This window comes from Neobacillus drentensis, assembly GCF_036965425.1.
GTDB classification, from domain to species: Bacteria; Bacillota; Bacilli; order Bacillales; family Cytobacillaceae; genus Neobacillus; species Neobacillus drentensis_F.
In genome coordinates this window covers 1-13,918 of sequence record NZ_JBALPP010000126.1, presented here as the reverse complement: position 1 = coordinate 13,918, position 13,918 = coordinate 1, and the positions used below count along the sequence as shown (strand labels likewise).

At 36.7% G+C, this 13,918-nt stretch carries 17 protein-coding genes; 8 read left to right on the top strand and 9 right to left on the bottom strand.

Annotation, left to right across the window (positions count from 1 at the left end):
* The first annotated feature begins 57 nt into the window (after positions 1–57).
* Together V7161_RS25560 and V7161_RS25555 are read left to right on the top strand one after the other, a co-directional pair.
* Complete coding sequence (locus V7161_RS25560; protein WP_335715624.1) at positions 58–873, top strand: YitT family protein; 816 nt, start codon at positions 58–60, stop codon at positions 871–873.
* A gap of 124 nt (positions 874–997) precedes the next feature.
* On the top strand, positions 998–1,633 hold the full coding sequence (locus V7161_RS25555) for a nitroreductase family protein (RefSeq protein ID WP_335715623.1): 636 nt from the start codon (positions 998–1,000) through the stop codon (positions 1,631–1,633).
* Positions 1,634–1,676: 43 nt separating this feature from the next.
* On the opposite strand, the gene V7161_RS25550 is transcribed toward V7161_RS25555, so the two are convergent.
* The gene (locus V7161_RS25550; protein ID WP_335715622.1) at positions 1,677–2,291 is read right to left on the bottom strand and encodes a PH domain-containing protein; all 615 of its coding nucleotides are present in this window, start codon (positions 2,289–2,291) and stop codon (positions 1,677–1,679) included.
* Between the two features lie 174 nt (positions 2,292–2,465).
* Here V7161_RS25550 and V7161_RS25545 point away from each other — a divergent pair, with 174 nt between their 5' ends.
* Positions 2,466–3,452, top strand: a complete 987-nt coding sequence (locus tag V7161_RS25545) for a DMT family transporter (RefSeq protein ID WP_335715621.1) — start codon at positions 2,466–2,468, stop codon at positions 3,450–3,452.
* A 48-nt stretch (positions 3,453–3,500) separates the two neighbouring features.
* On the opposite strand, the gene V7161_RS25540 is transcribed toward V7161_RS25545, so the two are convergent.
* From V7161_RS25540 to V7161_RS25530, 3 genes are all read right to left on the bottom strand, one after another.
* A complete protein-coding gene (locus V7161_RS25540) occupies positions 3,501–4,361 on the bottom strand; it encodes a DUF421 domain-containing protein (protein WP_335715620.1) in 861 nt (286 codons plus the stop codon).
* An 18-nt stretch (positions 4,362–4,379) separates the two neighbouring features.
* Positions 4,380–4,586 (bottom strand): DUF1657 domain-containing protein, encoded by a 207-nt coding sequence (locus tag V7161_RS25535; protein ID WP_335715619.1) that lies wholly within the window; start codon positions 4,584–4,586, stop codon positions 4,380–4,382.
* A gap of 77 nt (positions 4,587–4,663) precedes the next feature.
* Positions 4,664–4,867 carry a DUF1657 domain-containing protein gene (locus V7161_RS25530; protein WP_223595571.1) on the bottom strand — a complete coding sequence of 68 codons (204 nt, stop codon included), beginning with the start codon at positions 4,865–4,867 and terminating at the stop codon, positions 4,664–4,666.
* A gap of 180 nt (positions 4,868–5,047) precedes the next feature.
* Between V7161_RS25530 and V7161_RS25525 the strand changes: the two genes are divergently transcribed.
* Together V7161_RS25525 and V7161_RS25520 are read left to right on the top strand one after the other, a co-directional pair.
* Positions 5,048–5,386 carry a YmaF family protein gene (locus V7161_RS25525; protein ID WP_335715618.1) on the top strand — a complete coding sequence of 113 codons (339 nt, stop codon included), beginning with the start codon at positions 5,048–5,050 and terminating at the stop codon, positions 5,384–5,386.
* Positions 5,387–5,524: 138 nt separating this feature from the next.
* Positions 5,525–6,130: a hypothetical protein gene (locus tag V7161_RS25520; protein WP_335715617.1), complete on the top strand. Its 606-nt coding sequence runs from the start codon at positions 5,525–5,527 to the stop codon at positions 6,128–6,130.
* 41 nt (positions 6,131–6,171) lie between these two features.
* On the opposite strand, the gene V7161_RS25515 is transcribed toward V7161_RS25520, so the two are convergent.
* Both V7161_RS25515 and V7161_RS25510 read right to left on the bottom strand, forming a co-directional pair.
* Positions 6,172–7,425 carry an erythromycin esterase family protein gene (locus V7161_RS25515; RefSeq protein WP_335715616.1) on the bottom strand — a complete coding sequence of 418 codons (1,254 nt, stop codon included), beginning with the start codon at positions 7,423–7,425 and terminating at the stop codon, positions 6,172–6,174.
* Between the two features lie 97 nt (positions 7,426–7,522).
* Positions 7,523–8,305, bottom strand: a complete 783-nt coding sequence (locus V7161_RS25510; RefSeq protein WP_335715615.1) for a GNAT family N-acetyltransferase — start codon at positions 8,303–8,305, stop codon at positions 7,523–7,525.
* Between the two features lie 151 nt (positions 8,306–8,456).
* Here V7161_RS25510 and V7161_RS25505 point away from each other — a divergent pair, with 151 nt between their 5' ends.
* Together V7161_RS25505 and V7161_RS25500 are read left to right on the top strand one after the other, a co-directional pair.
* Entirely contained in the window at positions 8,457–9,116 is a 660-nt protein-coding gene (locus tag V7161_RS25505; RefSeq protein WP_335715614.1) for an efflux RND transporter periplasmic adaptor subunit, read from the top strand.
* An 8-nt stretch (positions 9,117–9,124) separates the two neighbouring features.
* Complete coding sequence (locus V7161_RS25500; RefSeq protein ID WP_335715613.1) at positions 9,125–10,912, top strand: DHA2 family efflux MFS transporter permease subunit; 1,788 nt, start codon at positions 9,125–9,127, stop codon at positions 10,910–10,912.
* A 386-nt stretch (positions 10,913–11,298) separates the two neighbouring features.
* Here V7161_RS25500 and V7161_RS25495 read toward each other — a convergent pair whose 3' ends face one another.
* Complete coding sequence (locus V7161_RS25495) at positions 11,299–11,475, bottom strand: hypothetical protein (protein ID WP_335715612.1); 177 nt, start codon at positions 11,473–11,475, stop codon at positions 11,299–11,301.
* Positions 11,476–11,704: 229 nt separating this feature from the next.
* On the opposite strand from V7161_RS25495, the gene V7161_RS25490 reads away from it, so the two are divergent.
* Complete coding sequence (locus tag V7161_RS25490) at positions 11,705–12,574, top strand: YitT family protein (RefSeq protein WP_420491664.1); 870 nt, start codon at positions 11,705–11,707, stop codon at positions 12,572–12,574.
* A gap of 169 nt (positions 12,575–12,743) precedes the next feature.
* Here the strand turns inward: V7161_RS25490 and V7161_RS25485 are convergent, their stop codons facing one another.
* Together V7161_RS25485 and V7161_RS25480 are read right to left on the bottom strand one after the other, a co-directional pair.
* On the bottom strand, positions 12,744–12,995 hold the full coding sequence (locus V7161_RS25485; protein WP_335715610.1) for a sigma-G-dependent sporulation-specific acid-soluble spore protein CsgA: 252 nt from the start codon (positions 12,993–12,995) through the stop codon (positions 12,744–12,746).
* An 83-nt stretch (positions 12,996–13,078) separates the two neighbouring features.
* Positions 13,079–13,792, bottom strand: a complete 714-nt coding sequence (locus V7161_RS25480; RefSeq protein ID WP_335715609.1) for a class I SAM-dependent methyltransferase — start codon at positions 13,790–13,792, stop codon at positions 13,079–13,081.
* Positions 13,793–13,918 lie beyond the last annotated feature (126 nt).

The following is a 13,918-nucleotide window of genomic DNA, read 5'->3' as shown; positions in this document are numbered from 1 at the left end:
AGGAAATATTATATGTATTATTTCTAAATAAATGGAGAAGTATGGGAGGATTTCCTAGTGCGGATATTTGGACTGATAATTGGATCTCTTATTATTGTTATTGCTTTTAACCTTTTTTTAATTCCACATGAAGTGTTAAGCAGCGGATTAAGCGGAATTTCCATGATGTTTGGAATGATTACCCCAATTAATACAGGGTTGGCCAACTTTCTTTTGAATTTCCCATTATTAATCATTGGATATAAAGTGCTTGGGAAAAAATTTATCATGAATACCATCTTTTCAGTATTAATTATTTCTGTAGGGCTTTATGTAATACCAGTATTCCCAATCGCAAAAGGTACGATCCTTTCCTCCATATTCGGTGGAGCTTTAACAGGCTTAGGTGTGGGAATCGTGTTCCGCTGTTCAGGATCAACTGGAGGGTTTGATATTATTGGAATGATCGTTGCACGTAAAAAAGACTTTCCAATAGGTGTGTTACTTTCAGGCATGAATGCAGTTGTTATTTTAATAAGTGGCTTTTTGTTCACGTGGGATGCAGCTCTTAATACATTAGTTTCGATATTTGTTACGGGTAAAGTGGTGGATGCTATCTATACTGATCATGCAAAATTAACAATCATGATTATAACGGAAAAAGGCGAAGAGATGAGACAGCATTTACTGACTAACCTATACCGGGGTTTAACCATAATGGATGGAGTAGGCGGCTATTCAAATGAAAAACGTAATGTAATGTTTACAGTTATTTCTCGTTACGAACTAAATGAAGTAAAAACGCTGATAACCGAAGTGGATCCAACTGCTTTCGTAAATATTACCGAAACAATTGAAGTCATGGGGCTGTTTCACAGGCCAAGTCCTTCATAACTTATGCTTGCACTTATTTAAAGTGCGAGCATTTTACTTGTATTGAGGTAATGATTTCATGGTATCGTTATCGAGGGATAAACAAACGATAAGTAGAAATCCCATCCAAAAGGAGGAATCATCGATGGCAACTTCTGTAAGTACTAAAAGTTTGACTGAATTGATTAATGAACGTCATTCAGTAAGAAAATATGATGCAACCTATAAAATTCCTAAAGAAGTAATTAATGATATTCTAAAAGAAGCAACAAAAGCACCATCATCTAGTAATTTGCAGCCATGGCGCTTTATTGTGATCGAAGACCAAGAAGTTAAAAAAGAACTTAGAACAATTGCGAACAATCAAGAGCAGGCGGAAACAGCTTCCGCCGTGATTGCGGTCATTGGCGATAAAGAGATGTATAAAAGTGTAGAAATAGTTTACCACAGTGCATTTGAAGCTGGATATTTAGATGAAGTAAGCATGAACCGATTAATTGAAAACACAAACAAAACGTATCCTTTTGCTTCGGAAGAGATTCTGAAAAACATCGCTTCCTTTGATGCAGGACTAGTTTCCATGCAGTTAATGTTAATTGCAAAAGATAGAGGCTATGATACGGTGCCAATGGGCGGTTTTAGCAAGGAGCAATTTGCGGAAAAATTTGATCTCCCTGAACGCTTTTTCCCTGTAGTCCTAATCGCCATAGGGAAAGCCGCTGCACCGGCTCATCATACAACCAGATTGCCATTAGATGATGTTTTAATTGATTATATTTAAATAAAATAACCCCAAGCTCGGTTTGGGGTTATTTTTAATATATTTAATTATTAATGTACTTTTCAAATACAGAGCCAAAGTCCTTCACGCAATATTGCTTTTTACTGTCTTCTAACCATTGGAATGCTGCTTGGTTAAGCATTTTAAACTGAACCACTAAATTGCTGTCAGGACTTGTTACACGGCCTAATGTAGTAGAGGCAACTTCAAGGCTTTGCTTTGCAAATTGCAAGGAAATGTCATTTTCATGTGTGATTTCAGATATTTTGATCAAAGCTTTATATAAGTCCTTTACTTCTTCAATATGTTTTTTATGAACATCAATGGAGAATGGCATAGAACCAATTTTGAATTTAATTTCCACGTCAAGATCGACGGTTCCGGCTGTTTCAAGCATAACATCAGAAATTTTATGGGTAGCATAGCTATATCGGTGCAGCATGCGCTTTTTGCTTGTGGCACTTGTGCCATCCAAATGGATAAGAGCATTGTTCGTAAAACAATATTCATCTGATTTTGATTTAATTAGGAAATAGATTTTTTCATTATCTTCATGCATCACATAATCATCGGCGTCCACTTTATCATAATTCTCCGGCTGAATAACCGCACCAACATCACTTAGTCCCAAAATATCAGCAGCAACTTTTCCGAACATTGTATCTACCTCACCTTGTAATTTATCTTGCCCACAATATGTACGTGCGAAAAAGAAGAAAGTTTCAAATTCATCGGTGTTAATTTTTCTTTAAACAAATAATTCAGAAATCTGCTATACTAAAAAAAGTTGATCTACGTATGAGAAAAAATTTTTTTGAAGGGGATATTGTTGATGCGGCCCATCATTTTAGGCATCCTTGCCGCTTTCTTTTTTGCGTTTACCTTTATATTAAACCGGTCGATGGATTTAGCCGGCGGGAGCTGGGTTTGGAGTGCATCCTTACGTTATTTCTTTATGGTTCCCTTTCTTTTCGTTATCGTAATCATGAGAAAAAATGTTAGGGAATTATTTGCTGAAATGAAAAAACAGCCAAGTCCATGGTTCTTATGGAGTTTTGTTGGATTTGGATTGTTCTATGCACCTATTTGTTTCTCAGCTGCTTACGCTCCCGGATGGTTAATTGCAGCCACTTGGCAAATCACCATTATTTCCGGTTCTTTGTTAGCTCCGCTATTTTATGAAACCATTATGACAGATAAAGGACCAATCCAATTAAGAGGGAAGATTCCATTCAAAGGATTGGCCATGTCATTGATTATTTTATTGGGAATTATCTTAATGCAACTGGAGCAAGCCAACCATCTTTCTGTTTTGGCGATTTCCTTAGGGGTGGTTCCGGTTGTGATTGCATCTTTTGCCTATCCTCTTGGCAACCGAAAAATGATGGATGTTTGCGGCGGACGTTTAGATGTATTTCAACGTGTATTAGGGATGACATTGGCGAGTCTTCCACTATGGATTATTTTATCTCTATATGGTTTTCTTACAGAAGGACCTCCCAGCTCGGGACAAACGATACAATCAGGACTTGTTGCCATTTCTTCCGGTGTCATTGCCACCATTCTCTTTTTTCATGCTACCGATTTGGTAAGAGAAGATATGCAGAAATTAGCCGCGGTTGAAGCTACACAATCAATGGAAGTTTTATTTGCTTTAGTTGGGGAATTATTGCTGTTAAATTCTTTGTTCCCTTCAACGATATCATGGATTGGAATGATATTAGTTATGGCTGGAATGGTGCTTCATAGCTATATTTCTCATAAAAATACCGCCACTTCCCCGCCAATTACTAGCAAAGAAAATTCAGTTAGTTCCTGAAAATATTGAATCCTTATCAATCAAACGTTGATAAGGATTTTTCGTGTTCTATCCATTTAAAAATGGACTAAGCTTATCAATTGTTTCCTGTAGAAGAGTAGCATTTTTCTTGTACATTGCTTTTGATTGTTCACAATCGGTCTGATGCGAAAATATTTCTAAATCGGCCTGGGTCTTTTTCATTGTTGCAAGTAATAGAGGTCTTTGTTGCGGCTCGGGAACCTGAATTTTATCATCATATAGATCTACGGTTAATTCACCGTAAGAATCAACTTGACCAATGAAAACATTTGCAAGTGTAACGTTTAGTTTTTCTAATTCTGTATAGAGCCAGGCTCTGCTTTTTCGAGCAATTCGCAATGGTTCATCGATGATATTTCCATCCATTATAACCGTTTGCGGCTCTTTTTCATTTGGTACTTTCATTTGTAAATCTTTAGGTGTAAGCGGACGGTTTTCCTTTTTTAACAAGGCGGTTAAATTGCCTCGGGGTTCCAGAACCGCAAATTCCACATCTGCTAGCCTAAAAATATCCTTTTGACGAAGCAGTGCTGAAAGCTCGTCAATCGTATATTTTTCTTTCTTTAAATTTTCTTCCAAAACTTTTCCATCTTTAATGACAACCGTACCTTTTCCTTCGACCATGTCCCGAAAACTTTTACTGTATAAAGAAATAAAGTCAACCAGCCAGGTAACAAAGCCAAATACCACACACGCCAATATTCCATGATAGATATTGGCTTCAAGTCCGGTTACAACCTCCCCGGCAATACTGCCGATTGTAATTCCGGCAATATATTCGAAAAAAGAAAGCTCAGAAATTTGTTTTTTTCCAAGAATTTTAGTTGTTAGAAATAAGAGCAAGATAAATATAAGCGAACGAACAATTATAAATATCCATCCTGGCACTATTTTTCACCTCAATGATTATGAGCCTTTATATTGCGGTTCCTGTCGTTCTAGTTCCAAAACACGATATTGAAGGTCTTTTTTCATATCGGCCATCGTTAAGGAGGTTTCATGAAACACAGCTTGAGCTTCTTTATCTAAAGAATTTAAAGCAAGCGAAGACAGCTGCGCTTCAATTCCTTTTATGGTAATCAGACATTGCTTAACATTTGAAGCAACGGTCACTAGAAAAACTTCCTTTCGTTTGTTTTTAAGCCAAAAAATAAATGAAAAATGGGTTGGCTAAGCGCCAACCTATTTGATTATTGATTGTATTGTGGTTCTTCAGTTAAGATTTCTTGAAGACGAGGCTCAAGGCTATCAAGAACTTGTTGTGTTTGCTGGGCAGCCTGTTGATATAGTTGTTTTGCATTTTGGTTATCAGTTGCCAGCGCAAAGGTTTCGAAACTTGCCTGTGCACTTTTTAATCCAGCTAATGCTTGTTTTACCTGTGTTCCTACAGTCATAAGTTAATCCTTCTTTCGTGATATTGATTGAAATTACAAAAATAGTATGTGATTTATCTTGATGCTTATGTACCATTTTTATATTTGGTCCATTGAAAATTTTTCCACCACTCTTAATTTAATTATTTTTTTTGGAACCTGCGCATATAGATGAAACATTAATATCGTGAGGTGAATGTAATGCCTAAAGTTGGAAAGGATGATTTTGTTCCAGGTTTTGTTCCACACCATAATCATGGTTCTGTAGACTATACTGGTGTTAGTTCAGGACATGTCCACCAATGCCTTGATGTAACCTCACCGCCAATACCAACACAGGATGGCGGACATATTCATTTTACTGAGGGGTATGTATTATTTGAGGATGGGCATACGCATCATTACAGGGCATATTCAGGACCGGCAATCCCAGTGGGAAATGGAATGCATGTTCATTATTATGATTTCCATACAACAGAGGAGAGCGGCCACAGTCATCATGTTAAAGGCGTAGATCAACCAGCACCTGGAACAAAATAAAATGGGGAAAAACCAGTTAATTATTGACTGGTTTTTTAAATTCAGATTTTTGTGAAACTTTATCTGAGAAGTAACGTCAAATTATTCAGATAATGGTAAAATAAAAGGAGTAAAATACACAAGGATGGTATTTTTTATATGTTTTTGCCAAAAAGGAAAGAGTCTGCCGAGGATAATCAGGTAAAGCTTGTTGCCTATACAATTATTTTGTATATCAGCAGTTTATTTGCTCCATTTATTGTTGTGGCTTCCTTTCAGAGTATGGTCTATTACTCCCGAACCCAATGGTTTTTTACAACGCCTTTAACAGCCTATATCACTTTTGCGGCAGGAATGTTAATAATAGCGTTCGCTTTAACCGTTTATCTTCTTTTTCGGCAGAAGTCGAATGGCAGAGGAATAAAATGTGTCACTTGGGTCTTAATTCTTGGAAGCATACCAGCGTTTGTAATGAGCCTAACCAATTATTATTTTTTCGATGAAAAAGGAATCCATTATAAGGCCCTTACTAAAATTAGGGAAGAAGAATTTAAATGGGATAAAATTAAAAAAATTCATATCGTTTATCGAAGCCACCAAGGAACCACGGCTATATTAGAATATCAATTTGAAAGTAGGAATGGCAGGGAAATTACCATCCCATTTAATGATAAACTTTCAGAAAATAAGTGGCGGGTTGAAAAAATGGTAAAGGAGAACAATATTCTGGTAACAGATAATTTTAATAATCCCATCGTGGATTAGCATAAGAAAGGTCTTCCTTAAAAATTGGAAGACCTTATTAATTATATTAAAATATGCTCCAAGACGAGGGGGCGCAATGCTGTGGTTTTATCGATAAAAATAAATCCATCATACCTTTGACCCATGTTGGAGGGAACATAATTTCCAAAATGCTCATATTCAGGCAGGTATACTACACCTATCGCTCGATGACCAATGGTGGCGGAAAATTCTTCTTGGTTCTTATTATTAAAAATGAGATATTTATTAAAAGCACCCGAATTGTGCATGAGATATTCCCAGCTTCCATATTGGGCTGGCGGTACTTCTGTGACCTGAAAATCCAGACCCCATTCAGTTGCCGAAATAACGGTGCCGTTAAAAGTTCCAAAGCCGATAATGAACACGTCTTCTGGTTGGTTTTGTTCTCTAATTAATTGTCCGACATTTACCATTCCCTCATCCTTCATGTCAGTTGCCCTTGCATCGCCAACATGAGTATTATGCTCCCAAATAATCACTTTTGCATCTTCGCCATAAAACTTCATTACCGAATCTAAGGCATCTACCATATGTTTGTCCCGAACATTCCACGACCTTACATCACTTGTTACCATCGTTCGGTAGTATTCCTCAGCATGTGCCGTAACTAAGGCATTTACTTCCAAATTCAGACTGCTTTCCTCTTGGTCATCGAATTGCCATTTGTTTTTTCGAATTGATTCTAAAAGTTCTAACGATTCTTTCATACAATCGTCCGATAGAAACCCGGCCGAGACTGCATAAGTTTCATGGTTCCGGTTAAAGGGTTCATAGCAAGAGAATGCTTTTTTCGCTTGGATTAGGCTAGGGGAGTTGTTTTTTTCTAAATATCGGAGGATTTCGTCCATACTTTCCCAAAGACTGTATACATCCAAACCATAAAATCCGACTTTTTGTGTTCGAGAATTTTCTAGGTTGTATTCTTTTAACCATTCGATTAGCGTAATGATTTCTTGATTAGCCCACATCCATGTTGGCCATCTATTAAAGGATTGAAGCACCTCTTTTACATCCATACCAGTTTGATCAATCCCCTTTACGTACCGGTTAACACTTTGGCAGGAAGGCCAATCACCTTCAACGGCAATAAAAGAAAAACCTTTTTCCTTAATCAATTGTTTTGAAATCTCGGCACGAACTGAATAAAACTCGGAAGTTCCATGAGAGGATTCACCGAGAAGAACGTATTTAGCATCACCAACAGCATCAATTAAAGGGGTAAGGTCTGTAATTGTGTCGAAAGGTTTTGCGTGTTTTTTTATGGATTCATACATTGCGTTATCGCATCCCTTCAAAGTTCATGTTAGTATTTTTCCCTCATAATTTTCGGCTACTACATAAAAAAGAATCCTTTTTTAAAGGATTCTTTCGTTAACGGTGCATCGTCCACATGCCAATATCTTTGAAGCCTAGTCTTTTATAGATCCGACCCGCCTCAGGATTATCATAAAAGAGGCAAAGAGTTTTTCCTTCTGATAAAACATCATTAAAAAGCTTTTGCATAATCCCAGTGGCAAGGCCCTGACGGCGATTTTCATTTCTTGTACAAACACCGACAATCATTGCTGAGATGGAATTTTCAGCTGTTGTTGACACACATGAGGTCATAATGCCGTTTTCTTCAGTATAATAGGTTCTTGATGTATTGGACTCTATTGATTTTAATAAGATTTCACGGGCATCACTTCGAATTTGAAATTCTTTAATCGTGCTGCGAAGAGAAATGATTCTGTCTACATCTTCTATACCTGCTGAGTGTATTTCTAAATCAGTCGTCCCCAAGTTTTCGGGTGAACGGCATTCAGCAAAGTATGTGACCTGTTTTGGTCCAAGTTCCAATTCTTTATAGGACTCGAATCTTTCTACAATAGCTGATTTTCCAGATAGGTAAAGAGGCTTCCTATACTCGTTCATGATTGAAGCAAAACCTCTAACGTTAAATTCCCCTTTAGCATACGGAATAAATGATTGATAAAAGCGGAGCAGGATGGCTTTGAACTCCCCTTGTGGATCAAATTCCCCCCAAATTTCCTGAAAATCAGAATGATATCCAAATACCTCTAAATCCCCAATAATAAATAAATTTATCGAAGGTTCCTCTCGTAAAAAGGAGAGGACCTGTTTGTGATCATTTTCTGATAGTTTTCTAATCAAATTAATCTCCCCCTTGGTTCTATTAGATTAATCAAATAATACGGAAAATTCAACCATTTAAAACTGAAAAGTTTGTTGCATCTATAGTAAAACCTAATGAGTCTACACAAACTACTATTTATTAATACCTAATAGAGGAGGAGTAAAGCATATGAAGACAGGTCGATTAATTTTATTAAATATCATCATATTAATTATCCTAGTTGGCGGAGGATTTGCTGCATATTCCTACTACAACAATACTGTAAATTATATATCTACAGATAATGCTCAAATTGCCGGTCAGCAAGTTACTATTTCCGCTCCGGCCAGTGGGAAATTAACCAAATGGGATGCAAAGGTTGGAGATCACTTTGCCAAAGATGAGCAAATTGGTTCCGTTATTACTGCAGGTACTGGAGCTGGAACAGCACCTGCGGAAATAAAGATTACCCTTCCAAGTGATGGAACGGTAGTCCAAACAAGTGCTGTCAAAGATTCATTTGTGGCTGCTGGAATGCCTTTAGCTCAAATGTTTGACCTTGAAAATTTATGGGTGACGGCCAATATCGAGGAAACCAGTATAGATGAAATGGCTGTTGATCAGGAAGTTGATATTTATGTAGATGCATTTCCAAACACGACATTAAAGGGAAGAGTGGAGAATATCGGATTAGCTACATCTGGGACATTTTCATTATTACCTAGTACAAATGCAGCCGGTAATTATACCAAAGTGACACAAGTCATCCCTGTTAAAATAGCCATTGAGGATTATAGGGGTCTCCAATTAGTCCCAGGTATGAATGTAACCGTGAGAGTCCATAAGTAGGTGAAAATATGTCCATTTATATTTCTGTTTATATCATTTTATGCATTTTGCTTTTATTCGTATTGAATTATTTATTTTTGAAAAAAAAGAAGAAGAATGCTAAAAGAGAAAGTGTCATTTATTCTAAGGTTTCTGAGGCAGAAAATGAGGATTTACACTTGCAAGTGGAAGACATATTAAAGGAATCTGCTATTCCTGAACCTGCCTTAGAATATGTCGAAGCAAATGTAAAACCAAAGCGAAAAGCAGCTGGAAGATCAAGACTGCAAGATGCCAAAGCAGATAGTGGAAAAGGTAAAATTCTCGCAGCATTAATGCTAGGAGCATTTGTTGCGATTTTAAATCAGACGCTATTGAATGTAGCAATCCCGCATATTATGACAGACTTAAATGTTTCAGCTACAACGGTTCAATGGCTTTCTACAGGATATATGCTTGTAAATGGGATATTTATCCCAGTTACTGCTTATTTAATTGAAAAGTTTGGTACAAGGAAATTGTTTATCACTTCTGTTTTTCTGTTTACATTTGGTTCTATCATTTGTTCATTTTCGGCAAATTTCAGTATGCTGATGGTTGGAAGGGTTGTTCAGGCTTCAGGAGCAGGGATTATTATGCCGCTTTTAATGACCGTCTTTTTCTCTTTATATCCACCAGAGAAACGAGGAAAAGCAATGGGGATTATGGGAGTGGTTATGCTGTTTGCACCAGCCATTGGTCCTACTTTGTCAGGTTGGATTGTAGAACATTATTCTTGGAGACTTTTATTTGATGTGGTAATTCCCATTGGCATTCTCGATTTAATTTTGAGTGTCTTTTGGATGAGAGATGTCACTGAGGTGACCAACCCGAAATTTGATTTCCCAGGTTTGTTATTTTCAACTTTGGGTTTTGGCTTCCTTTTATATGGCTTCAGCGAAGCTGGAAGCCATGGATGGTCCAGTGGTACAGTTGTGATTTCCTTAATAATAGGGGCAATCACCTTAATTGCCTTTGTTTGGAGAGAGCTGACCACAAAAAATCCAATGCTCGATTTACGTGTCTTTAAGTACGATATTTTCGCCTTAACCACTATTATCAGTATGATTATTAATATGGCAATGTTCGGGGCGATGATTTTGCTTCCAATTTATTTGCAAAACATTCGCGGCTTTACTGCTTTTGATTCTGGTCTATTGTTATTGCCTGGAGCAATTGTTATGGGTATCATGTCTCCAATTGCAGGAGCACTATTTGATAAAATGGGTGCAAGGTGGTTAGCCGTGATTGGTTTAACCATTACTGTGATCACAACTTGGCTCTTTACCCAATTGAGTATGACTACTAGTTTTAGTCATATATTATTACTTTACGTGTTAAGAATGTTCGGGATGTCTTTTTTAATGATGACGGTTATGACGGAAGGGCTAAATCAATTACCGCGCCATCTTGGTGCCCATGGGACAGCGGCTTCGAATACAGCAAGGCAGGTTGCCGGCAGCATAGGTACGGCCTTTTTAGTAACGGTGATGACAACAAGACAGGGTGTACACATGGGAGAATATTCGAATCTTATAACAAGTGTCAATCCTTTTATAGCAGGTAAGACAGCTGAAATTGGACAGGGCATCGCCGCATTGGCTCATTTGCCGGCCGCAGCAGGCAGCCAGATAGGGACATTTTTGATCTATGGACAAACGATGAAGCAAGCCACAATCGATGGTATTAATGATTCGTTTATTGTGGCAACAGGAATCGCTATGGTCGCATTAATTCTCGCCTTCTTCATCAAACGGGCACGATTAAAAGAACAATAACAGGAAAGCAGCAGGGGATTTACCTTGCTGCTTTTAATTTAAAATTTCATAATAGTTCACAGCTTCGTAACAACTATTCGATTAATTCCAAAAATTCGGTGTTATAATAAAAGTGTAAAAGATAATTATAAAATATTAACATCTTAGGAGACTCAACCAAACGTGTTCGTTCCGTTTGTGAACGAGTAGTAAGGATATTCCTTTAACACATTTGGCAGTGGAGCGATGTAACATAATTGACGATTGACGGGTGTAACTCTTAACAAAATCCTTTTTATTGTTTCTATCCTTTAATAGAAAGCAATAAAAAAGAAAAAGGCTAGGACTTACTTGCCTAACATGTTTATTGCCACGAAGCTGATTCGCTAAATGAAGGAATAATGAGTTTATAAGAATGAAAACCGAAGATTTTGTTTCATTAAGGAATTTGAATTCCATTTATTCATGAGAATTAATTCCTTCAACGGAACAAGCACACACCGGCTGATATTCAAGTTTCCATTTAGATCAAATTTTTGACTAAAAGGAAATAAAATTTGAAAAATAATATTGGCTGATGTCATGGTTGGGTCCCCTAAGATGTTACTACTAATTAAGGAGCTGCTTCAAAAGTAAGTAGCTTCTTTTTATGTAGCGATAATGGAAAATAATGTTTTTTGTGCTTTAATAGAGCATATTAATATTAATAAAGGTAATGTTTCGATATACTTAAATATAGAAATCATATTTGAAAGGGGCAAGATAATGACAGGAACACAAGAATTGAATGTTATTGCACAGCAGACCGCCATTATGGAAAAAATACAGCACCGAAAATTGACAAAGAAAAAGCTTTTTCAGCGAATTTTGTTAATCACCATTGGTGCCATATTAATGGCTGTTGGACTTGAAATTTTCCTCGTACCAAACAACGTTATTGATGGCGGAATTACCGGCATCTCCATCATGCTATCGTACCTTACTGGCTGGAAAATTGGTATTTTCCTTTTTATTCTAAATATTCCTTTTTTCTTTATTGGTTATAAACAAATCGGAAAAACCTTCGCTTTATCCACACTTTATGGAATCATCGTTCTTTCCATTGCAACCACATTGCTCCATCCAGTCCCAGCATTTACGCAAGATATTACCTTGGCAACTGTTTTTGGAGGTGTTGTCCTTGGTATTGGCGTAGGTATTGTAATTCGGTACGGAGGTTCCTTAGATGGTACCGAGATACTGGCAATTTTATTTAATAATAAACTGCCATTTTCTGTTGGAGAAATTATTATGTTCTTCAATCTTTTTATCCTTGGAAGTGCTGGATTTGTTTTCTCTTGGGACCGTGCTATGTATTCACTAATTGCCTATTTTGTTGCTTACAAAACGATTGATATTACGATTACAGGTCTGGATGAATCCAAATCAGTGTGGATCATCAGTGATAATGCCAAGGAAATCGGCGATGCAATATTAAGTCGACTTGGCCGTGGTGTTACTTACATCAATGGGGAAGGTGCCTATTCTGGAGATGATAAGAAGGTTATCTTTTGCGTTATTAACCGTCTTGAAGAGGCAAAATTGAAGGAAATCGTTACCGAAAATGACCACAGTGCCTTTTTAGCTGTAGCAGATATTGCTGAAGTCAGAGGCGGTAGGTTTAAGAAAAGAGATATACATTAAAAATCGGTATTATTGTAATTTTCTGATATTTAATGTCGTATTATGATGAATAAGGCAGGGTTAAACAATCAAGATTTGTCGTACTATGCGCTTACCTCGGAAATAAATAGGCGAAAAATGAAATATTTCCTAAAAAGATGGCATAAATTTATGCCATCTTTTTTACGTATCATAGTAATAATTCATACACTTCATTTAATTGATAGGCCCTTTTTTCGTCCTGTTCTTCTTTTGCATAGTTAATTTCTTTAGGAAGAATGGCATTTAAAAAATTAATTTCTTTTTGGTCTAAATCTTTTACAAATGCCCCTTCCGATGAATAATGACCTCCCGAAAGCTTATGATATAATTGTTTACCCTCAGAGTGTTGGTCGGTATAATTTGATAATATTTCCCTAAGGTACCCTAATGTTTTATCCACGTGTGTCACCCATCCTTTCAATAGCTTATTTTTCGTCGAGAATTTTTTTAATATACACTAGAATATGAAAGGATGAAGATCTGTTAATTTTTGGAGCATGTAATAATCCGATAACTTAAAATATCTTGGTATTTAAGTACAATATGACCATGCTGGTTTAGAATATCAAATAATTCTGGTTCGAAGTTTTTAGAGAAATTAAATTCTGCTCCTTGGTTTCCAATATTCGGACTAAATTTTTTTAGTTTTAATTTTATTTTTTTAAACCCAGTACTTTCTAAAAGTCTTTTCCAGTCTTCCTCAAACAATATTGAATCCAAAGCGTAAAAGTTTTTAATTTCCAATTCGTCTTGTGGGGATAGTTTCTGGTTGATCGTCATTTCATTTGCAATGAGTCTTCCGCCCTTTTTTAACACCCTATAAAATTCTTTAAGAGCAGCAGGTTTATCAACAAAAGCTAAAACCGATTCACAAATGATAAAATCGAAGGTTTGATCCTCAAAGGGAATTCTTTCTATAGAGCCTTGAATTACTTGAATAGGTAGCTGCAAGTTTTGAAAACGGTTTTTTGCTTTTTCAATCATAATCGGATTGATCTCCAATCCAAATACCTTTGCCTTATACTGCTGAAATATAAAAGCCGCAGTCTGACCCGTGCCGCAGCCAGCATCCAAAATGATCGAATCCTTAGTTATCCCTTCGTTTGAAAGGAGATGTTTTGTTAATTGGATTCCACCAGGATGGGCTCCGCCAACGCCAAACTTGGCCAAGAAATCAAAATATGTTAGGCCTCCCATAGACACCACCCAGTTTTCTTTTATGCATAGTATGTAAATAGGGGGAAAGAGGTTCATTTTAACGGAACAAAGCAACAATAATAATATTATGTAAACTAAAATTTCTTATATTTTGAAGTATTCATG

Excerpts from the sequence above, each read along its gene's own strand:
- V7161_RS25495 (WP_335715612.1), bottom strand. The coding sequence starts at position 11,475 with ATGACATCAGCCAATATTATTTTTCAAATTTTATTTCCTTTTAGTCAA.
- V7161_RS25505 (WP_335715614.1), top strand. The coding sequence starts at position 8,457 with ATGAAGACAGGTCGATTAATTTTATTAAATATCATCATATTAATTATC.
- V7161_RS25520 (WP_335715617.1), top strand. The coding sequence starts at position 5,525 with ATGTTTTTGCCAAAAAGGAAAGAGTCTGCCGAGGATAATCAGGTAAAG.
- V7161_RS25480 (WP_335715609.1), bottom strand. The coding sequence starts at position 13,792 with ATGGGAGGCCTAACATATTTTGATTTCTTGGCCAAGTTTGGCGTTGGC.
- V7161_RS25555 (WP_335715623.1), top strand. The coding sequence starts at position 998 with ATGGCAACTTCTGTAAGTACTAAAAGTTTGACTGAATTGATTAATGAA.
- V7161_RS25530 (WP_223595571.1), bottom strand. The coding sequence starts at position 4,867 with ATGACTGTAGGAACACAGGTAAAACAAGCATTAGCTGGATTAAAAAGT.
- V7161_RS25490 (WP_420491664.1), top strand. The coding sequence starts at position 11,705 with ATGGAAAAAATACAGCACCGAAAATTGACAAAGAAAAAGCTTTTTCAG.
- V7161_RS25545 (WP_335715621.1), top strand. The coding sequence starts at position 2,466 with ATGCGGCCCATCATTTTAGGCATCCTTGCCGCTTTCTTTTTTGCGTTT.
- V7161_RS25500 (WP_335715613.1), top strand. The coding sequence starts at position 9,125 with ATGTCCATTTATATTTCTGTTTATATCATTTTATGCATTTTGCTTTTA.
- V7161_RS25550 (WP_335715622.1), bottom strand. The coding sequence starts at position 2,291 with ATGTTCGGAAAAGTTGCTGCTGATATTTTGGGACTAAGTGATGTTGGT.
- V7161_RS25515 (WP_335715616.1), bottom strand. The coding sequence starts at position 7,425 with ATGTATGAATCCATAAAAAAACACGCAAAACCTTTCGACACAATTACA.
- V7161_RS25525 (WP_335715618.1), top strand. The coding sequence starts at position 5,048 with ATGCCTAAAGTTGGAAAGGATGATTTTGTTCCAGGTTTTGTTCCACAC.